General features: G+C 38.4%; 21 protein-coding genes and 2 riboswitches. Of the genes, 14 read left to right on the plus strand and 7 right to left on the minus strand.

The annotated features are described in order from the left end of the window. Positions 1–35 precede the first annotated feature (35 nt). Both H6G76_RS10760 and bchD read right to left on the minus strand, forming a co-directional pair. On the minus strand, positions 36–614 hold the full coding sequence (locus H6G76_RS10760; protein ID WP_190699581.1) for a Uma2 family endonuclease: 579 nt from the start codon (positions 612–614) through the stop codon (positions 36–38). A gap of 97 nt (positions 615–711) precedes the next feature. Continuing rightward, the gene (gene bchD, locus H6G76_RS10765; RefSeq protein WP_190699584.1) at positions 712–2,751 is read right to left on the minus strand and encodes a magnesium chelatase ATPase subunit D; all 2,040 of its coding nucleotides are present in this window, start codon (positions 2,749–2,751) and stop codon (positions 712–714) included. A gap of 171 nt (positions 2,752–2,922) precedes the next feature. Between bchD and H6G76_RS10770 the strand changes: the two genes are divergently transcribed. The 4 genes from H6G76_RS10770 to rnc all read left to right on the plus strand — a co-directional run bounded on the left by H6G76_RS10770 (position 2,923) and on the right by rnc (position 5,500). Beyond that, positions 2,923–3,531, plus strand: a complete 609-nt coding sequence (locus tag H6G76_RS10770) for a hypothetical protein (RefSeq protein WP_190699587.1) — start codon at positions 2,923–2,925, stop codon at positions 3,529–3,531. 78 nt (positions 3,532–3,609) lie between these two features. Then, a complete protein-coding gene (locus H6G76_RS10775; protein WP_190699590.1) occupies positions 3,610–4,197 on the plus strand; it encodes a Uma2 family endonuclease in 588 nt (195 codons plus the stop codon). Between the two features lie 14 nt (positions 4,198–4,211). Continuing rightward, positions 4,212–4,688 (plus strand): NYN domain-containing protein, encoded by a 477-nt coding sequence (locus tag H6G76_RS10780; protein ID WP_190699592.1) that lies wholly within the window; start codon positions 4,212–4,214, stop codon positions 4,686–4,688. A gap of 128 nt (positions 4,689–4,816) precedes the next feature. Then, positions 4,817–5,500, plus strand: a complete 684-nt coding sequence (gene rnc, locus H6G76_RS10785) for a ribonuclease III (RefSeq protein ID WP_190699594.1) — start codon at positions 4,817–4,819, stop codon at positions 5,498–5,500. Between the two features lie 13 nt (positions 5,501–5,513). Here rnc and H6G76_RS10790 read toward each other — a convergent pair whose 3' ends face one another. Continuing rightward, entirely contained in the window at positions 5,514–5,966 is a 453-nt protein-coding gene (locus H6G76_RS10790; protein ID WP_190699596.1) for a hypothetical protein, read from the minus strand. 87 nt (positions 5,967–6,053) lie between these two features. Then, positions 6,054–7,247 carry a sensor histidine kinase gene (locus H6G76_RS10795; RefSeq protein ID WP_190699598.1) on the minus strand — a complete coding sequence of 398 codons (1,194 nt, stop codon included), beginning with the start codon at positions 7,245–7,247 and terminating at the stop codon, positions 6,054–6,056. A 324-nt stretch (positions 7,248–7,571) separates the two neighbouring features. After that, a riboswitch (cyclic di-AMP (ydaO/yuaA leader) is annotated at positions 7,572–7,771 on the plus strand. 96 nt (positions 7,772–7,867) lie between these two features. On the opposite strand from H6G76_RS10795, the gene ntrB reads away from it, so the two are divergent. The 10 genes from ntrB (at position 7,868) to H6G76_RS10845 (ending at position 18,584) form a co-directional block, all read left to right on the plus strand. After that, positions 7,868–8,719, plus strand: coding sequence for a nitrate ABC transporter permease (ntrB, locus tag H6G76_RS10800; protein ID WP_190699600.1), 852 nt, complete (start codon positions 7,868–7,870; stop codon positions 8,717–8,719). Positions 8,720–8,849: 130 nt separating this feature from the next. Next, on the plus strand, positions 8,850–10,292 hold the full coding sequence (locus H6G76_RS10805; RefSeq protein WP_190699602.1) for an ABC transporter substrate-binding protein: 1,443 nt from the start codon (positions 8,850–8,852) through the stop codon (positions 10,290–10,292). Between the two features lie 176 nt (positions 10,293–10,468). After that, positions 10,469–11,308: an ABC transporter ATP-binding protein gene (locus H6G76_RS10810; RefSeq protein ID WP_190699604.1), complete on the plus strand. Its 840-nt coding sequence runs from the start codon at positions 10,469–10,471 to the stop codon at positions 11,306–11,308. Positions 11,309–11,325: 17 nt separating this feature from the next. Beyond that, positions 11,326–11,462: riboswitch (cyclic di-AMP (ydaO/yuaA leader) on the plus strand. Between the two features lie 183 nt (positions 11,463–11,645). Continuing rightward, positions 11,646–12,290, plus strand: a complete 645-nt coding sequence (locus H6G76_RS10815; protein WP_190699657.1) for a universal stress protein — start codon at positions 11,646–11,648, stop codon at positions 12,288–12,290. Between the two features lie 278 nt (positions 12,291–12,568). Beyond that, positions 12,569–13,906: an ArsB/NhaD family transporter gene (locus H6G76_RS10820; RefSeq protein WP_190699607.1), complete on the plus strand. Its 1,338-nt coding sequence runs from the start codon at positions 12,569–12,571 to the stop codon at positions 13,904–13,906. 155 nt (positions 13,907–14,061) lie between these two features. After that, positions 14,062–14,670, plus strand: a complete 609-nt coding sequence (locus tag H6G76_RS10825; protein ID WP_190699610.1) for a hypothetical protein — start codon at positions 14,062–14,064, stop codon at positions 14,668–14,670. A gap of 67 nt (positions 14,671–14,737) precedes the next feature. Continuing rightward, entirely contained in the window at positions 14,738–16,525 is a 1,788-nt protein-coding gene (locus tag H6G76_RS10830) for an OmpA family protein (protein WP_190699613.1), read from the plus strand. Positions 16,526–16,527: 2 nt separating this feature from the next. Continuing rightward, positions 16,528–17,025, plus strand: coding sequence for a Rab family GTPase (locus H6G76_RS10835; RefSeq protein ID WP_190699616.1), 498 nt, complete (start codon positions 16,528–16,530; stop codon positions 17,023–17,025). After that, positions 17,026–17,439, plus strand: a complete 414-nt coding sequence (locus H6G76_RS10840; RefSeq protein ID WP_190699619.1) for a hypothetical protein — start codon at positions 17,026–17,028, stop codon at positions 17,437–17,439. Positions 17,440–17,462: 23 nt separating this feature from the next. Beyond that, positions 17,463–18,584, plus strand: coding sequence for a sensor histidine kinase KdpD (locus H6G76_RS10845; protein WP_190699621.1), 1,122 nt, complete (start codon positions 17,463–17,465; stop codon positions 18,582–18,584). 44 nt (positions 18,585–18,628) lie between these two features. On the opposite strand, the gene H6G76_RS10850 is transcribed toward H6G76_RS10845, so the two are convergent. Genes H6G76_RS10850 through H6G76_RS10860 form a run of 3 tightly spaced genes read right to left on the minus strand, consistent with a single transcriptional unit; the run spans position 18,629 to position 19,349 of the window. Then, positions 18,629–18,841 carry a high light inducible protein gene (locus H6G76_RS10850; protein ID WP_190699624.1) on the minus strand — a complete coding sequence of 71 codons (213 nt, stop codon included), beginning with the start codon at positions 18,839–18,841 and terminating at the stop codon, positions 18,629–18,631. A 44-nt stretch (positions 18,842–18,885) separates the two neighbouring features. Further along, positions 18,886–19,104, minus strand: coding sequence for a high light inducible protein (locus tag H6G76_RS10855; RefSeq protein ID WP_190699627.1), 219 nt, complete (start codon positions 19,102–19,104; stop codon positions 18,886–18,888). 41 nt (positions 19,105–19,145) lie between these two features. Further along, positions 19,146–19,349, minus strand: coding sequence for a high light inducible protein (locus H6G76_RS10860; protein ID WP_190699629.1), 204 nt, complete (start codon positions 19,347–19,349; stop codon positions 19,146–19,148). Positions 19,350–19,473: the final 124 nt, after the last annotated feature.

The raw sequence follows: 19,473 nt of genomic DNA on the forward strand, positions 1-19,473 counted from the left end.
CACCAAAAAACTTTACTATTTAAATAAACTAAACTTTAGGGATTTAAACCTGCACGTTGAAAGATAGCATTAGGAGTAATTTCAAGCTCTGGTAACAATTCATCAGTAATTATTTGATGATCTCGATAAGTTATGGGGAAAGAAGTCGGTGCAAAAACAGTAATAGTTCTAGCTTTTGTATCGACTACCCAAACACGAGAAACACCAGCTTTAAGATAATCTGTAGCTTTTTCTGCCATGTCTCCAAAAGTTTGGCCGGGTGAGATAATTTCAATAACTAATTCAGGTGTAACTGGGCAAGCTTCATCTTTTAACCAATCAACAGGAAGACGGTTGTAAGAAACATAAGTCAAATCTGGTATTGGTACCCAATCTTGTTCATTTCGTGTTAATTTGATTGCCCACTCAACTACTACTCGCCCTTTTTTTTCTGCCCATGCAGACAATATGAGCAATAAGGCAACAGTAGTCGAACCATGAAAAAATTTTGGTGACATTTCATCGTTTTTATATTTAGGAACAGCTTCACCGTTAACAAATTCGTATTTAACATCTTCATCAGGAAGTGCAAGAAACTCTTCCAAGGTTAAACGTTTATTAGAAAACTGAACCATAGGTATTAAAAAAGTATGAAGTGTGTTCGCCCTTGGCGTTCCCGAAGGGTAGTATGAAGTATGAAACGTCATACTTCGACCATTGACCAATGACTAACTATCGTGATTTTAGATCAGCGATCGCACCTTTGGTCATGGCGGCAATAGCTTTATCGGTAGCTTTCGGTAAATGATAATATTTGCCTCCGGCTGTTTGTGCTAATTCTTTAGCAAAGCCAGTGGAAACAAATTTACTCTCAGTATCAATTACTAATAATTGCATTCCCAAAGCTCGAACTCTACCAGCAATTTCTAATAATTCGCCTTTGATATCTGGCTTTTCTCCTGGTTCTTGGGGTTCACCTAATGAACGCCCTAAAGGAATATTCCCCCGACCATCGGTGATTGCTACAATTACAACTTGCCCAATATCACCACTCATCCGAGCATTCATGCCGACGCGCACAGCTTGGGTCAAACCATGTGCTAAGGGTGAACCACCGCCACAGGGTAATCTTTCCAGACGATTTTTTGCTAAAGCAATAGAACGTGTTGGCGGTAATAACACCTCCGCCTGTTCTCCCCGGAAAGGAATCAAGGCTACTTGGTCACGGTTTTGATAAGCTTCTGTCAACAGTTGCATTACCGCACCTTTCGCTGACTGCATCCGGTTCAAAGCCATTGACCCAGAAGCATCTACGACAAACACGACTAACGCCCCGGCTTTACGTACCAAGCGTTTTGAGCGAATATCACCTTGTTCAACAATTACCTTTTTGTTTGGCTGTCTCTCACGCCGTGCTTTTTGGTAGGGTGCGGATGCTCTCAGGGTAGCATCTACGGCGATGCGTCGGACTTTACCTTTGGGTAACATCGGCTTAACGTAACGTCCCCGGTCTTCGGAAAAAATAATGCTGCGGCTACCAGATTTACCTTGACGCTGGGACATTTGGGCAAAATACAGCACACTTTCATCCAGAATCACTCCCTCCGGGTCAAAGATGAATTCTTCGGGGATGCTTGGTGGTTCTTGTTCTTCTGGTTCGTCTGGTTGGTCTTCTTTGTCTTCCTCTTCTTGTTCCTCTTGTTGGTCTTGTTCTGACTCGTCTTGACTTTGTGGTGGTGGGGGAGGAGGAGGTGGTGGTTGGTCGGGGGGTGGTGTCTGGACTACGGTTGCTCGTGGTACAATTACCAACTCGACAGCCCGACGTAAATCTTCGGCATTAACGGTGGTGCGTCCTTCTAAGGCGGCGGCGGCTTTGGCTACGCGCACAGCAAATAATTCGGCGCGATGTCCTTGGACACCACCGCGAATTGCTTCATTTACTAGGTAGGCGATTTGGTCGTGGGTGATGGTGACTTCTTTCAACCATTCCCGCGCCAGGATAATTTGGGTTTTGAGTCCGTCAATGTCTTCGTTGTACTGCTGGAGAAATTCTTGGGGAGATTGGGAAAAGGCGATCGCTTGTTCAACTGCTTGTACTCTTTGATCTAGGCCGAGTACACCGTCAGCAGAAAGGGCGATCGCAATTCTATCGAGTAAATGTTCTCGCAGTGCGCCTTCTTCTGGGTTGTAAGTGGCAATAAATAAAGATTTGCAAGGATGTTGAAAACTAATTCCTTCCCGCTCTATTTGGTTGCGACCTTCGGATAATACTGTTAATAGTTGATTTGATATTTGATCATCTAATAAATTAATTTCGTCTACGTACAGTACACCCCGGTTAGCAGAGGCAAGTAACCCAGGCTGAAAGATTGTATCTCCTTGCTTCACCGACTGTTCCACATCCACGGAACCTAAAAGTCGGTCTTCAGTCACACCGAGAGGAATTTGCACAAAAGGCGCAGGAATAATTTGTGTAGGGACATCCTGAATATCTTTTTCGGCATACTCTGCCAACAGTAAATCATCCCATTCATCGGGGCGGGTGGGGTCGCAGTTGCTAATTGAATCTGGAACAATTTCAATCGGCGGTAGTAGGGCGTGGATAGCACGAGCCATTACAGATTTTGCCGTACCGCGACGGCCTGCGATCGCCACTCCCCCCAAACCAGGATCGACTGCTGCTAACAGCAAGGCTAATTTTATCGCTTCTTGACCGACTACGGCAGTCAAGGGAAAGGAGGCGATCTTTGGAGTGATAGTAGGCGCAGGCATTGTTTGCAAATTAATAAGAAGGCAGGAGGCAGGAGGCAGGAGGCAGGAGGCAGGAGGTAAGACTTGTTAATTATTTCTGCCATGCTTCACTACTCTCGGTTTTTAGCATATCAATTTCTGGCGCATTTAGAATTAAGTTAGATTTTATTCCTCCTATTTAGGTTATTTTTTATGGCTTACAGCGACTTTAAACTTACTGAAGTTATTGATTCTTTTGGTTTAATTATTGATGAGGCTTCTGGATTATTTGCCAACGTGCCAGCACAAGAATGTAGTGATTTGTTAACTACGATACTGCGAGAAAATGTTGACTTAGCTGTTGCTATCAGTTCAGAGAAAGCTCGTAGTGAAATGATAATTAGCCCAATTTTGTTAGAAATTAGAAGAAAATTTAATTATGAGATTAGTTTATTTTCGGGTGTTGATTTTACTGTAGATACTCAACGAGGACTGAATGGTTTCTGTGATTTTATTTTGAGCCTTTCTCCTGAGCAGCTAATTGTGCGTAGTCCAGTGGTTGTTTTAGTAGAAAGTAAGAATGAGAATTTAAGGTCTGGGTTAGCACAATGTATTGCTGAAATGATAGCAGCCCAAGTTTTTAACGAGAAAAGTGGCAATACTATTAAGGCAATCTATGGGGCTGTGACCATTGGTACTATCTGGCAATTCATGAAGCTTGAAGGCAAGGTTGTGAGTATTGATTTAAGTGAGTATTATATTAAGGATATTAAAAGAATATTGGGTATTTTATATAGTGCGATCGCTCAAAACAAATTATAAGTAATTGTTCTAGAAGTATTTTAGAATAAGAATTACAGGACTCAACAAGCATTTATAGTGCTATTGGATGTAAAATTTATGACTATTACTCAAGCTAAACGCTTCACGCTAAATGAATATCACCAACTCACGGAAATTGGCTTTTTTCATGAAGATGACCACATTGAATTAATCAACGGGGAAATTATTCAAATGGTATCAAAAGGTACTGCTCATGCTACTTGTGTACGAAACTTATTACGAGAACTACCAAAATTGATAGGAGAAAAAGCTACTCTGCAATGTCAAGATCCAATTTCTTTACCATCTAATAGTGAACCTGAACCAGATTTTGCTATTGTGCAGAACCAAGATGATAATTATCTATCGGCTCATCCTAGTCCTGCTGATGTTTTGTTAGTAATGGAAGTTGCAGACTCTTCTTTAAGTTATGACCAAGATGTAAAAATTCCTCTTTATGCTCAAGCTGGTATTTCTGATTATTGGATATTTAATTTATTTGATAGTCATTTAGAATGTTACAGCGAACCATATCAAGATAATTATAGTAAGTATGGCTATTTAAATAAGCGGATTGTTTTACATAATCAAGTTATATCGTTGCCTTGTTTTCCTGATCTGTCTCTAGATTTGAGCAAAGTATTTCCGCCAAAGCTGAACTTTTAAAACTTACCATTCACTTGTTTGGGCTTGCACTTCCTTATGTTCAAAAAATTAAAGGTACAGCTAAACTTTTACTAGATTTCGCAAAATTACAAGGAAAAGTTGTTTACAAAAAACTTTACTATAATTCACATTATCCTAGTCAAGTTTGTATCAAAGACATACTAGAAATACTTGATTTTGAAAGTGTTGATGTTCCAGACTCTTCTTTGAACAGTGCAGATCATCGTTTAGTAGCTGATTGCGTGAGACTTTTTGCTCCGCAACGCTCAAATATTCCTAAAATACTTATTCTTGTATCAGGAGATAGGGATTACGCTGGCTTAATTGCAATTCTCCAAGCTATGGGTAAGAAGGTAATAGTTTTTGCTCAAAAAGGTAGTGCTAGTCCAAAACTAATGAGACTAGTTGGTAGAAATAATTTCTACTTTGTAGATGAATTACCTGAATTAATGAGAAATAAAACTCAAATTACTGTTACCGATATTAAGTAGAACGGCATAATTATATGTATTATAGGTAAGTTTGTATATTACCTATCATCAAATTGTAAATGTTGATTCTGCTAAAAAAAAACACACATTATTAATATCTATTCTTCCCAACTAAACAAATAATAAAAATGCATAAACTTCTAACATTCCGGGATGAAAAACTTTTACGTCATGCGCTGACTCACCGTTCTTATGTTCATGAAAACCCAGGAGAAGGCGAACATAACGAACGCTTAGAATTTCTTGGTGATGCTATACTCAATTTTTTAAGTGGTGAGTATCTTTATCGTCGTCATCCAGAAAGGGGTGAAGATGAATTAACACGGCGGCGTTCTGCTTTAGTAGATGAAAAGCAATTAGCAAAGTTTGCTGAAGAGGTTGGTTTAGATTTTAGAATGCGATTAGGAAAAGGCACAATTCGAGATGGTGGTTTTCAAAACCCTAATTTACTAAGCAGCACTTTTGAGGCTGTTGTTGGTGCTTATTACTTGGATAACAATCGTGATATTGAAGCAGTGCGGGCAATTGTTGAACCATTATTTGATTCTGTACCTGAACATATTGTGATAGTACGCTCTAATGTAGACTCAAAAAACCGTTTTCAGGAATGGGTACAACGCAATGTGACAACAAATCCGCCTAAATATGTTACTCAACAAGTAGGCGGTCTATCTCATGCACCAGTATTTGTGGCTACAGTATTTGTGGATGGAAAAGAGTATGGAGAAGGGACGGGACGCAACAAAAAAGAAGCTGAAAAAGCTGCTGCTGAAAATGCACTAGCTAATTTGAAACAAGAAGGTAAGTTATAGCTTTACACAATTTCTAAGTTTGCGAAGATGTTAGTCTTGGTTGCGGTTTATTACCTCTAGGTTGTAATTTCATCCATTGAAAAGACACAAGATTTAATATTAAACCTATGAGGAATAAAATTACCATCAAGGTTATCTGATACCACAGGATTGGCTGGACAAACAAATCTGCTACAACATGAAGCAAGTTCATAACGCTATAAAATATAGTCAATGCAAAATGAAACACGCGGTAGCGTTTGGAATCGTTAAAAGTAGTTGTAATTATTGCCAACATTGGTAGGACAAAAAATCCCAACATTAGCCACATAATGACAGAAATATCGCTCAGTTTTGAGGCTGGTTGAGATTCGGCTACAGATAAACCATGAAAAAGTGGCATTAAACCTAGTTGAGTGTGAAATAATGTCCCTAAGAGAAATGCTGTCCAAAGAGCAATTATTTTTTCCCTGTAATTAACCATCATTAAGCCTCCCAACTTTTTGTTATAGTTACCCACTTTTTAATTTAGGCAAAAAATTTGAGGAACTTGTGAAGGATGCGATTAGCTCTGTCAACTATTGATTTCTACGGGAAAAGTTACAGTAAAGGTAGAGCCAATTCCTAGCTGAGATTGTAGGTTAATTTCACCGTGGAGTAATTTTACTAAGCGAGAAACGATCGCTAGCCCTAATCCTGTACTATCAGGTAAGTAGGATCGAGCATTTTTACTTACACGATAGTAAGGTTCAAATATCCGCGCTTGGTTTTCTGGTGCAATACCAATTCCGGTGTCAGCAACAGCAAATGACCAATTGTTTTCGTCCAAAGTTTGACATATTATCCTGACATTGCCCGACTCTGTATAACGAATGGCATTACTCACAAGATTGGTGATAATTTGTTGTAATTGAAACTCATCAGTTAGCACTTCTTGCGGACAGCGATCGCAGTCTACAATAATTTGTAACTCTTTCTCTTCTGCTAAAGGTTCTAACATTTCACACACATTAATCACCAATTCTTGTATGTTAGTGGGTGCGACTTGCAGTTGTACCTTTCCAGCATCATATCTTGATAGCTCTAATACATCATTAATTAAGCGCAGTAAATGTCTGCCATTACGTAATACTCGCTCAATATGTTCTAAATTAGTATACGTATCTTTAATGCTAGAGTTACGTCGTTGTTGGCGTAAAAATAAATCTGAGTAACCAATAATTGATGTTAAAGGATGTTTCAGTTCGTGGGCTAGTTGGGAAAATGTATCTTGATTGGCGTTAATTAAGCGTGTGAGTTCTTCATTATGCAGAGTTAATGATAAATGCAGATGCTTTAATTCTCGCAAACGCTCATCAACATAACTTTTAAAACATCGAGCGATCGCTTCATCTATTACAGCATCAATTAAACGCATATAACGCACAATTTCCGCAGGTGTTCCCTGCAATAAATCTGCTTCTAAAGTATCAAATATTACTGTTCGCAACAAACGATATTCTCTAGCAATTTCGGTAGGGTCAAAGCCTTGTTCAGCCCTAAGTAAGCCATGTTGCCAACTGGCGGTAAGTATCGATTTAATATCATCACTCACCTGAGTTTCTGCAAGTACATTAATCATGGCTTTAAAAATATCAGGAATATGATTTTTAATCGCTGTGTAAGACAAGTCATCAGCACTTTCAATCAGCCTGTCTTGGCGAACTGCTGCCACCCATTTCTCGATGATATTGTTAGTATTTTCAGCTAGTACAAGACTAAAATCCATTACGTTAATTTTTATAAAGATTTAGTGAATAAATTTTTATCTAGAACTAGTTTATCGAGAATGGGGTTTTTTCACCAAAATTAACAAAATACTTCAACTACATTAAGAAAGAGATTACGTACTCATAGAGATAGATTTTACCTACTAGTCTTGAGTGGTTTGTAAAGCTGAGTATCAGTATTCATCAGTCAAGAGTGCATATGTGTTACACCTCATTGCCAACCCAAAGACGGATTAAATTACGCTAAATAAACCAATAGATCTATCCCAAGAAGTTGTTTTTACTGGACAGCAATGTTAAAGTTCGCTATATTGTCAACAATTAGAGTAAGTCAGCCTAATTCAGCGCGTTAAAGCACGTAACGCTGAAGCGGAGGAACCAAATTTTGGGGCGTATTTTAAAGAAGGCTAAAGGCTAAAAGTTGATTAAACTAATTTCATACTTTAGACTTCATACTTCTTAAGAGGGGCATCTCTCAGCCCTAGCCCGTCAGCTAACTTCGTAGGCATTGAGAGGAGACTGAAGAGATAGCATTTTTAAAATGTGGTGATCTCATCAGTGTCCAAGGCTGGTACTGCTCAGATTTTTGTACCTGTACTTAAATCTGGTGAGGTTATAGATGATATTGCAATTAAATTTAGCAGCGATTTTAGCGATCGCTAGTCAAGCTGCGTGGCAAAAGACAAAGCCCATAATTAGTAAGGATGTCGTCTTTTTACCTATTCTAGGTTTTTTAGGAATTATTTTATTGTGGTGGGTGGTTGCCTTAGCCAATCATGAATTAATGCCCACACCACCAGAGGCATTAATAGCAAATCTAGATTACATTTTAAATCCGTTTTATCAACGTGGGCCGGGTAACTTGGGAATTGGTTGGTTGTTAATTGCTAGTCTGCGACGAGTCTTAATAGGTTTTGTCTTAGGTGCAATCGTAGCAATTCCCTTGGGATTTCTCATTGGGATGTCTAAGTCAGCAATGTTAGCCCTTAATCCCATCATTCAGATATTTAAACCCGTATCACCTTTGGCTTGGTTGCCAATTGCTTTAGCTATCTTCAACTTGGCAGACCCCTCAGCAATTTTCGTAATTTTCATCACATCCTTGTGGCCGACAATTATTAACACCGCCTTGGGAGTAGCCAGCGTTCCCAATGATTATTTAGATGTAGCACGAGTGTTAGAAATGCCCCGTTGGCGAAGAATTACCAAAATTATTTGGCCTGCCAGTTTGCCCTATATCTTCACAGGTTTGCGAATTAGTTTAGGAATTGCTTGGTTAGTTATCGTTGCAGTCGAAATGCTGACAGGTGGTATTGGTATCGGCTTCTTTGTTTGGGATGAATGGAGTCGGTTAAATCTCAGTTCAGTGTTTCTTGCGGTATTTGTCATTGGCGTAACCGGACTAATTCTCGATTTTGCCGTCAGTAAACTTCAAGAATTTGTAACTCATCGCCCCACAACGGCTAAATAACAGAATTTAGATCAATACAATAAGACGCTTTGTACCTTTGCGCCTACTCTTCTCCTGACGGAGACGCTGCGCGAACGAGAACGTCTACGCCGAATGCGCCTCTGCGCGAACATAATAAAGAACTATAACAATGAGTGACAATAACTGGACTAGAAGAGATTTTCTCTTAGGAATTGGAACAACAACCGCCGGAGTTGCCTTATCTTCCTGTGGAATTTCAGGAGATAGGTCTGCAAAAGGATTGACAGAAGAAGCCTTAGCCGTCGAACCCGTAGTCAAATCTGACGATTTAGAAAAACCTGATATTACTGTTGGTTACGTTCCTGTTAATGATTGTGCGCCATTTGCGATCGCCTGGAAAAAAGGCTTCTTTCGCAAGTATGGTTTAAACGTCAAACTCAACCGCGAAGCAAGTTGGGCAACTTCCCGCGATGGAATAATTTTTGGTCGCCTGGATGCTTCCCCTGTGGTATCTGGTGCTGTCACCAACGCCAGAATTGGGGCAGAAGGCGCGCGCCATGCACCTTTATGTGCAGCCATGACCATTCACCGCCACGGTAACGCCATGACGATGAACAAAGCCATGTGGGATTTTGGGCTGCGTCCGTGGTACGAGTATCAACAAAAATATGGCGACGGTGCATTAGAAGCCTTTGGCAAAGATTTCCGCGCCTACTTTGATAAGCAATCATCAGAAAATAAAGTTTGGGCAGTAGTTTTAAGTTCTGCGATTTACGAATATTTCGTGCGTTATATATCTGCGGCGGCTGGTGTCGATCCTTTAAAAGAATTTCGCGTCATCATCGTCTCACCGCCCCAGATGGTGACAAATGTGCGAATTGGGGCAATGCAAGCTTACATGGTAGCTGAACCTTGGAACACCAGAGCAATTACAGGTAATGAAGGTGTTGGTTTTACCTTCGCCCAAGGTAAAGAAGTCTGGTTAGGACACCCAGATAGGTTGTTGGGTGTGATGGAATCCTTCATCGAAAAATATCCTAAGACCTATCGTTCTCTGGTGAAAGCAATGATTGAAGCTTGCCAATATTGCAGTAAGCCAGAAAATCGCCAAGAAGTCGCTGAACTAATTACAGACCGTTCCTTTACAGGTGCTATACCGAAAAAGAAGGGTGCGCCAATTACAAAATTTACAGGCCCAGCAATTCTTGGCAATTACAATTACGGCGGTTTTGATGGCAAAGACCGCACTATCAAAGCTGCGGACACCACTATCTTCTACGATATTCCAGAGAATATACCTAAACAACCAGGCGAACACTCAACATTTATGTGGCGGTCGAGAAGTATTTGGTTAATGACTCAAGCCGCCCGTTGGGGACAAATCAAGGAATTTCCCAAAAATGCCGAACAACTAGCCGCAAAAGGCTGGAGAACAGATTTATATCGAGAGATAGCATCTGAGATGGGTATCGAGTGTCCCAAAGATGATTACAAAGTCGAACAGGCAGAAGTATTTATTGACAAAAAAGCCTTTGACCCCAGCGACCCCGTAGGTTATCTCAATAGTTTTGAAATTCGGGCAAATTCTCCCATTCGTTTTTTCATGTCTTAGGTAGGGGCTAGGGAATAGAGGCTAGGAACTATAAATGTTTTACTAAGCACTCATGAGATAAATCCTACAAGCAAACATACAAATCTCCCGCATCTCTTTTATTTTCTAGTCTCTAGCCTCTAACCTCTAATCCCTAGATTAACTAACAAATAGTTCAAATTTTTTAGGAGTATTTAATGACTAAATATACAGCAACATCAATAAATACTGATCAGCAAGTTATGCCTCCTAATAACTTTCTAGAAATTGAAAATTTAGTCAAGTCTTATCCGACACCAGATAAAGGTAATTTTGTTGTTCTTGATGGTGTAAATCTCAGCATTGGGGAGGATGAATTTATTTCAGTAATTGGTCACTCTGGGTGCGGTAAATCAACACTGTTAAAAATTGTTGCGGGGTTAGAAAAATCAACTTCTGGCTCAGTGCGGCTAGATGGAAAAGAAATCCGGAAGCCCGGTGCAGAAAGGATGATGGTATTTCAACATTACTCTTTATTACCTTGGCTAACTGTCAGAGAAAACATTCGTTTAGCCGTGGATGAAGTGTTAAAAAATGCAACCCGTGCTGAAAAAATTAGCATTGTTAACGAACACTTGGCAATGGTAAACTTAACCCCGGCAGCAGATAAGTATCCTGATGAAATCTCTGGAGGTATGAAACAAAGAGTAGGTATTGCTAGAGCTTTAGCAATTCGTCCAAAAATGTTGCTGATGGATGAACCTTTTGGAGCCTTAGATGCATTAACTAGAGGTAAATTACAGCGACAAGTATTAGATATTTGGGAAAAAAATCGGCAAGCAGTAATGATGATTACGCATGATGTCGATGAGGCAATTTATATGAGCGATCGCATCGTATTAATGACTAATGGCCCAGCAGCTAATATCGGGGAAATCTTAGAAGTACCATTTGAACATCCACGCGATCGCGCCGCCATGCGTAATACCAAAGAATATTTTGAATTGCGTAATTATGCCTTGAATTTTCTGGATAGATACTTCACCCAAAATGAGTAAATTAGTTTATTATTTCTTTTAGCGGGTAGCCTAATTCAAATCAACCATCAATAATGATTTGAAATGGAGGAACCAAATATCAGGGGCTAATCTTCAAGAGAGACACCTTCCAGTCTTAGCCCGTCAGCTAACTCCGTCGGCAATGGAAGGAACTCCCAAAATTTGGCTGTAATAACAGTTGTTATTGGGGTTTCTTTAAGTAAAGGTTAAAAGATGAATGCTAGAAGATGAATTTATGTTTCACACTTCAGACTTCATACTTCAGCCTTCATTCACCCTGCTTCTCATTTGTCAATCATTCCCATGTAGGAGAAGTTAAACTGTGAACATTAAGCCAATGTTAGTGCGCCTCCAAAGCGCCATAGGAAGAAATGATTTAGTTGAGCAAATGGTATTAATACCAGAGCCAAAAACAAATTCTTTTACAAACATCTCAACAGCAAAATCTGTCAACTTAATTGTTGCTTATAACGCTTCACCTAATAGTCATACAGCACTCGATCTCGCTTTTTGGATTGCTCACCAAACACGTTTAGCTACAAATCAGCAAGTGACAGTCCAAGCTGTTTATGTCGTCGAAGATAACCAAAGTAATAAGTATCTTGATAACTTTAATTGGGCAACTTATTTAAACCCATGTGAATGTGGGATAAGTGATGTATACCAATCTGCGACATCCGTATTAACTCAACCAAAATTAAAAGAAATAAAGCGAAATTTACAAGAACAAGCTGTAGCACCATTAGAAAAAGCAGATAAAATTCTTTGGCAAGCCCGAAGTTTAGCTGAAGAATGGCAGGGTTCTTTTAAATCGCATTTACGGTTTGGTAACGTTGCTCAAGAATTAACAAAAGTCGTGGAATCAGAAGCGGCTGATGTTTTATTTATGGGCTGTAAATCTCTTAATCATCCTATTATTCAGACACTAGGATTTAATCTCCCTTGTGCTATTTTAGGTATACCCAATGGGATTGATGAATAACTACTGTATTAGAGGTTGTTTGAAAAGTTATGATTGATGTAGCAAATATTTTTTACCCCACCCTAACCCTGCCCTTATAAAGGGGAGAGAACTCGGTTTCCCCCCTTGTAAAGGGGGGATTAAGGGGGGGTAATAATTTGACTAAATTACAGCAAACTACTTTTAAAACATCCTCTTAAATTGCAGTAATTCTTTACCTAAATAAGATTTATAGACAGCTACCTATACTTTAGGTGGCTTTTTCTGTAGTATGCTAATCAGAAATCAAGGGTAAGAAAGTGGAACATTGGCAAGCTATCTTGAGCATTGTTACGTTTTTGGGTGTAATCATCCTAATTATGACGGAATGGGTGCATCTTACCATTGCTGCTTTATTAGGAGCATTATTACTAGTTTTCACCAACGTCATGACATTAAAAGACGCTGTGGGTTATATCGGCAATAGTCATGGAACATTAGGCTTATTCTTTGGTGTTATGGTTTTAGTGCGCGCATTTGAACCTACTAAAATATTTGATTATATAGCAACTCAAATAGTCATATTAGCTAAAGGCGATGGTAAACGTCTTTTACTAGGTATTGTTGGTATTGTGACCCCTATTTGTGCAGTGTTACCCAATGCTACAACAGTTATGTTATTAGCACCTCTAATTCCCCCAATGGCAGAAGAAATAGGTATTAATTTTGTACCATTACTAATACTAATGGTCTTTATAGCTAATAGTGCTGGTCTATTAACTTTAGTTGGTGATCCTGCTACTTTTATTGTTGGAGATGCCATTAATATTAGTTTTATCGATTACTTGTGGCAATTAAGTTTAGGAGGAGTGATTGCAGTTGCCACAGTCATAGCAACGCTACCATTCTTATTCCGTAAAATTTGGCATATTAAACTTGATAGTCTTGAAGAATTGCCACATCCAAAAATTAATCATCCACGAGTTTTAACTGCGGGGGCAGTAATAATAACATTCGTATTAGTATTTTTTGTAATTGGCGAATCTTTACCAGTTCCTATTTCACCTGCGGCTGTAGCTTTATTAGGTGCAGCTTTGGCTTTGTTATTATCTCATCACAGCCGCATCGATACAGTTAATAATATCTTGCGGGATGTAGATTGGAGTACATTAATATTTTTTATGAGTATTTTTGTGTTAATTGGAGGTTTAGAAAAAACTGGTGTAATTAATGGTTTGTCAGGAGTTTTAGCAATTATTTTAGGTAAAAATATTGTTCTTGGTTCGCTAGTTTTATTATTTTTGGTAGGGATATTATCTAGTGTTGTACCGAATATTCCCTTGGTAGTAGCGATGGTACCGTTACTTAAGCAATATGTTGTCACCGTCGGACTAGCACCAGCAGAAGTTTTAGCACAAGACTTTCAAGGTCAATTTCCGGCTGAAGTTTTACCAATGTTTTATGCAATGATGTTTGGTGCAACTTTGGGGGGTAATGGTACGCTTGTTGGAGCATCTTCTAATATAGTTGCAGCTGGTATTTCAGAACAGCATGGTCGTCGCATTTCATTTAAAACTTTTCTCCACTACGGTCTTCCAGTGATGTTTTTGCAACTGGCAACTTCGTCTTTGTATGTATTAGTGCGATTTCTGCTTTAGCATAAATAAAAATAAATTATGTTTAAGTCTTGAGGGGGAAGAACTTTATGAATGTGTTTCAATATATTGAAATGTAAGGTTTCGACCGGACTCTAAATGTAACATCATACAATATAAGCACAAAATCAAATTCAGCTTTAAGAAGGATTAAACCTATGAACCCGCCTGAAGAATATATCAATCATAATGTGGTAGAGCCAGGGCAAGGGGTATCAAATATAGACAATAACAAGCTGCAATTTAGTAGTAATGGCATTGGCGAAAGCAATAGTTTAGATAAGGTGCGAGATATTCTTTTTGGCAACCAGATACGAGAGGTTGACAAAAGATTTGCACGCATAGAAGAACGTTTGATTAATGAACTTGTTAACGTGCGGGATGAAACTCGCAAGCGTTTAGACGCTTTAGAAAGTTATATTAGGCAAGAAGTTGATTCTTTAACAGAAAGGCTGAAAAAAGAGCAATTAGAACGTGATACAGTGGTGCGATCGCTCTTAGAAGATCAAAAAAATATTAATCTATCTCTAGAAAATAAAATTGCTCAACTAGACGAGCAAACTATTAACCGTCAACGAGAATTGCGCGAACATATACTTAACCAATCTAAGAATTTACAAGATGATCTTCAGCAAAAATATGAAGAAATTTTGAATATACTGAAACGAGAAACGCAAGAACTACAAAAAGAGAAAACAGACCGTTCTAAGCTGGCAGCTTTGTTTTCAGAATTAGCGATGCGGCTGAATTCTGACACTAAATCTTAAGTATTATTCGCCAGTTTTTCTTATAGAATGCGACTGTATATTAATTTTAAATTAGGGGATTCAGACAATGAATGACTATCCCCCAAATCAAGTTTCTCCAGAAACTACAAATAACAATAGCGAACCTTCTAACTTAGATTCTCTCAATCAAGATGAACTGAGTTTACTTCGCAGTGTCCTTCTTGGTGTCGAACCAACGCAACTGCATAAACTCTACGAAAGATTAAATAATCCCCAAATTCAACCAGAAGATATCAGTCGCTTGCTTCCTGAAGCTGTCGTTTTGCGTTCTAAGCAAGATAAACAATTAGTAGAAGCTATTGTTTCCAGCGTTGAAGAAGCAATTCAAGCTTCTGTCACCCAAGACGAAAATGTGCTTTCAGAAGCATTCTTTCCCATAATAGGGCCAGCCACCCGCAAAGCGATCGCCGCAGCTTTAGATGAGATGATGCAATCGCTCAATCAAACCCTAGAACACAGCTTATCGCCAGAAAGCATTAAATGGAGGCTAGAAGCAAAGCGTACAGGGAAATCATTTGCCGAAATTATCCTGTTGCGGACTTTACTTTATCGAGTAGAACAAATATTTTTAATTCACAGAAAAACAGGATTATTACTGCATCATGTAATGTTAAAGCAAGTAGCCGCTCAAGACCCAGATTTAGTGGCGGCTATGTTGACAGCGATTCAAGATTTTATTAAAGATTCTTTTACTGTCCATAATGAAGCTACATTAAGTAGTTTGCGATTTGGCGAACTGATAATTTGGATTGAAGCCGGGCCACAAGCAATCATCGCTGGGATAATTCGCGGTAAACCGCCTCAAGAATTACGAGAAGTTTTTCAAGCAGCCATCGAAAAAATTCATCTGAAATTAGGAACAGAACTACATAATTTTGAGGGAGAAACAGAACCATTTCAAGCTAGCCAGCCTTATTTAGACAGCTGTTTAACAGTTCAGTATAAAACTGCATCTAAGCAGAATTATACTTATGCCTGGGCTTTGTTAGGTTTAATTGCGATCGCTGGTGGAATTTGGGGCTTTTTTACTCTCAGAGAACACATCCGTTGGCAAGCTTATATCAATAAACTTAACTCTCAACCAGGCATTGTGGTAATTAATACTAAGCACCAAAATGGTAGGCATTTTATTTGGGGAATGCGCGACCCATTAGCTGTAGACCCCAACACTTTAATACAGCAAACACATCTAAATCCTCAAAAAGTTATTGGTAAGTGGCAACCTTACTTATCTTTTGAGCCTCAACTACTCTCTAAAAGAAGTGCAAGACTATTGCAACCACCAACAACTATTTCGCTACAAGTTGATAATAAAGGCATTTTATCTGCTAATGGTTACGCACCTCAGCAATGGATTTTAGACGCACATAAACTGTGGCGTTTTATCCCAGGAATTACACAATTCCAAACGCAAAATCTTTTACCAAGTGAACTGAGAGAGTTACAGTTAGCTAAAAAGCAAATTGAAGAAACAATATTTCTGTTTGAAGAAGGAAAAAGTGAGTTGATTCCAGGAGAAGCTAACAGGCTTACCAATTTAGCTGTAATTATTCACAAACTATTCAAAACAGCCAATTATTTAGGTAAAGCTGCCCAAATTCAAATTAGAGGGCATACTAATAATCAGGGAACAGAACAAGAAAATATCCTAATTAGCCAAGCCCGTGCTAACAAAATACTATCTTATTTCAATAATCAGGGACTGAGTAAGAATAAATTTAAGATTGTTGCATTAGGCTCTAAACTACCTTACAAGACCGAATTTAATTTAGAGTCCCAACGGTTAAATCGTCGCGTCTCTTTTCAAGTATTGATAATTGATAAAACTAAATAGATATGCTTCAAAAAAAAGTTTGTATGGTAGGTGCATTTGCAACAGGAAAAACAAGTTTGATATCACAGTTTGTATTTAGTATTTTTTCAGATAAATATCATACTACTGTAGGAGTTAAAATTGATAAAAAGGTTATGGATGTTCAAGGAAGAAATATAAATTTAATCCTTTGGGATCTTTATGGTGAAGATGAGTTTCTAAAAATCAGGATATCTTACTTAAGAGGTTCATCTGGTTATATATTAGTTGTAGATGGTACTCGGCACAATACTCTAGATAAGGCTTTTGAGCTACAAAAAAAAGTAGAAGACAGTATTGGGAAAGTACCTTTTATTTTGGTACTTAATAAGTGGGATCTAACAGACGAATGGGAAATCGAAGCTCATGAGCTAGATGCTATGATCCAACAAGGTTGGACTGTGATTAAAACTAGTGCCAAAACCGGACAAGGTGTGGAAGAAGTGTTTCAAACTCTTACTAATAAAATGTTGAATGGATAAATGGCTGATATTCCCCATGTTGTGATTGACTACATTTTAAACTTTATTATAGAAGAGCGATCGCTTGCCTATTTATTAGTCAATAAAGATTGTTGTCTGTTATCTTGGGGCGGGAAAATAGCTGAGTACGGTATTACCAATCTCCGTCATGGAATGCAAGTATGTGAACAGCTTTTTTTCCTTGAAGGTTTACTACCTCTAGATGATTCTCCTTTATTTCTTCCCTTGATGAAAATTGAGGTTGGGATTTGTGCAGATATCCATCTGATCCCCTCATGCGAAGGTGATTGGGTATTATTATTAGATAGCATTCTCAATGAAAGGCATCTCTCAGCCATGCAACAAGAAGCAAACCATTCCAGCCTGTTACAAGAAAAATCTCATAAATTCTTAAATCAGTCGCCTAGAGAATAAATAATTAAATTTTTAGTTATTTTATGAGTAATCAAATATTAGCAGACTTATTCTTATCATTAAATATCGTAGTTTTAGAAAGAATTGACATCGGTTTATTTAAAATTACTTCTAAGGTGCCTGATTGGTTGAGGCGTTTTTGTAGCCAAGAATTAACAGTTGGGATGAATATGTTAATTCCCCAAGAAGAATTTGCCTTTTTAGAAAATTTCTTGTTTGATGCAGAGGAATTTTGGCATAACAACAGCAGTGGTAAGCTGAGTTCTGGTCTATGGATTGAAAAAAATTTAAATGGTTATGAAGAACAGCTAGAAGCTTATGCAATATGTATAAATTATAGTAAAATCTTATTAATTGAATTGGTAAGAGATAAATATCAAGATAAGCAAAATTTAATTCAAATAGGTAGACAACAAGAATTAAATTATCAGCATTTATTAAAAGAAAATCAAAAAAAAGAGGTGCTGATTAATTGTATTATCCATGATATAGCAGGTCAGCTAACTGCGATTAATTGCTGTTTATCTTTGTTAGAGTTTGAAAGTTTGACAGCTAAAGGAAAAGAAAATTTAGAAATTGCTAGAAAGCAATCTCTTAAGCAAGAAATGCTAATTAGAAATATATTAGATGCTTTTTCTGCTGACGTGCGATCGCTAGAAACTTTTGTAGCAGATATTGATACGGCTCCAGATATTTTAGTTGCGATACAAGAAAATTTGGAGCTATTTAACTCTACATTTTCGCTGAGTAATAAACAGTTACAGTTTGTTGCCAACACTGATATAACAGCCGATTGGAAAGTTGTAGGTGAACAATCGCGCTTAGATAGAATAATTACAAATCTTGTGGAGAATGCTTATCGCTACAGTCCACCAGAGTCTACTGTAACTATTGGTTTGCAAGCTGAAGAAGAATCTGTTCTTTTCACTATTGATGATGAAGGAGCAGGTGTACAACCGGAGATGATAGAAAATTTATTTCAAAAGTTTTCTCAAGGTCAAAATAACTCAGGTAGAGCCGGTATTGGTTTGTATTTTTGTCGCATGACTATTGAGCGTTGGGGTGGAAATATCGGTTATTTACCACGCCAAGAAGGCGGTTCCAGATTTTGGTTCCGCCTTCCAAGACCTAGAACAGGGGTGTAACACATTTTTTTGTAGAGACGTAGCATTGCTACGTCTCTACAGGATTAATAACCAATCAAATGTAAGACATCGCGCAGGACGCTATAACCTGCTAAGTCCCACAGTAAATAAGCTAGAAAACCAATCGCTGCCAAGCGACCATTCCATAGTTCAGCTTGGGGAGTCCAGCCAAACAGAAATTCATTGCGATCGCGGCCATTATAAGCATTAGCAACTGTTGGTAGATTGGTAGAGGGACGAGTTTCACGAGTTTCCATGATTTTTCTCCAAAATTAAGCTAGTTTTTCTGAATTTTTTATTTTTAGTAACCAATGATGTGCAGTACATCGCGCAGAACGCTATAGCCTGCTAAATCCCAAAGTAAATAAGCTAGAAAACCAATCGCTGCCAAGCGACCATTCCATAGTTCCGCTTGGGGATTCCAACCAAAAATAAACGCATTTCGGTCTATACCGTTATAAGCTTTAGCAACAGATGGTAAATCGGTAGAAGGGCTGGTTTGTGTAGAGTTAGATGCCATTTTTTCCTCCAAAATTAAGCTAATTTTTCTGAGTTTTTTATTTAGTAACCAATTAGGTGCAAGACATCGCGCAGAACGCTATAACCTGCTAAATCCCACAGTAAATAAGCTAGAAAACCAATTGCAGCCAAGCGGCCATTCCATAGTTCCGCTTGAGGAGTCCAACCGAAGAGAAAAGCATTACGATCAATGCCGTTGTATTCTGTTGCAACTTTTGGCAAATTATTGGAGGAGCGAGTTTCCATTTTTTGATTCCAAATTCATTTGTTACTTAACTTAAAGTTAGCTATTTATAAATCGACTGGTTTCTGTCTGTAGGTACAAACTCTAAGCACTTCTTGTGGAAGATTAAAAAAGCTTGAAAGTTTA

Source organism: Nostoc sp. FACHB-152 (assembly GCF_014697475.1).
In the GTDB taxonomy this organism is placed as follows: Bacteria; Cyanobacteriota; Cyanobacteriia; order Cyanobacteriales; family Nostocaceae; genus Nostoc_B.

Bases quoted from the DNA above. Each gene is read 5' to 3' on its own strand.
- H6G76_RS10760 (WP_190699581.1), bottom strand. From the start codon at position 614: ATGGTTCAGTTTTCTAATAAACGTTTAACCTTGGAAGAGTTTCTTGCA.
- bchD (WP_190699584.1), bottom strand. From the start codon at position 2,751: ATGCCTGCGCCTACTATCACTCCAAAGATCGCCTCCTTTCCCTTGACT.
- H6G76_RS10770 (WP_190699587.1), top strand. From the start codon at position 2,923: ATGGCTTACAGCGACTTTAAACTTACTGAAGTTATTGATTCTTTTGGT.
- H6G76_RS10775 (WP_190699590.1), top strand. From the start codon at position 3,610: ATGACTATTACTCAAGCTAAACGCTTCACGCTAAATGAATATCACCAA.
- rnc (WP_190699594.1), top strand. From the start codon at position 4,817: ATGCATAAACTTCTAACATTCCGGGATGAAAAACTTTTACGTCATGCG.
- H6G76_RS10790 (WP_190699596.1), bottom strand. From the start codon at position 5,966: ATGATGGTTAATTACAGGGAAAAAATAATTGCTCTTTGGACAGCATTT.
- H6G76_RS10795 (WP_190699598.1), bottom strand. From the start codon at position 7,247: ATGGATTTTAGTCTTGTACTAGCTGAAAATACTAACAATATCATCGAG.
- ntrB (WP_190699600.1), top strand. From the start codon at position 7,868: ATGATATTGCAATTAAATTTAGCAGCGATTTTAGCGATCGCTAGTCAA.
- H6G76_RS10805 (WP_190699602.1), top strand. From the start codon at position 8,850: ATGAGTGACAATAACTGGACTAGAAGAGATTTTCTCTTAGGAATTGGA.
- H6G76_RS10810 (WP_190699604.1), top strand. From the start codon at position 10,469: ATGACTAAATATACAGCAACATCAATAAATACTGATCAGCAAGTTATG.
- H6G76_RS10815 (WP_190699657.1), top strand. From the start codon at position 11,646: ATGTTAGTGCGCCTCCAAAGCGCCATAGGAAGAAATGATTTAGTTGAG.
- H6G76_RS10825 (WP_190699610.1), top strand. From the start codon at position 14,062: ATGAACCCGCCTGAAGAATATATCAATCATAATGTGGTAGAGCCAGGG.
- H6G76_RS10830 (WP_190699613.1), top strand. From the start codon at position 14,738: ATGAATGACTATCCCCCAAATCAAGTTTCTCCAGAAACTACAAATAAC.
- H6G76_RS10835 (WP_190699616.1), top strand. From the start codon at position 16,528: ATGCTTCAAAAAAAAGTTTGTATGGTAGGTGCATTTGCAACAGGAAAA.
- H6G76_RS10840 (WP_190699619.1), top strand. From the start codon at position 17,026: ATGGCTGATATTCCCCATGTTGTGATTGACTACATTTTAAACTTTATT.
- H6G76_RS10845 (WP_190699621.1), top strand. From the start codon at position 17,463: ATGAGTAATCAAATATTAGCAGACTTATTCTTATCATTAAATATCGTA.
- H6G76_RS10850 (WP_190699624.1), bottom strand. From the start codon at position 18,841: ATGGAAACTCGTGAAACTCGTCCCTCTACCAATCTACCAACAGTTGCT.
- H6G76_RS10855 (WP_190699627.1), bottom strand. From the start codon at position 19,104: ATGGCATCTAACTCTACACAAACCAGCCCTTCTACCGATTTACCATCT.
- H6G76_RS10860 (WP_190699629.1), bottom strand. From the start codon at position 19,349: ATGGAAACTCGCTCCTCCAATAATTTGCCAAAAGTTGCAACAGAATAC.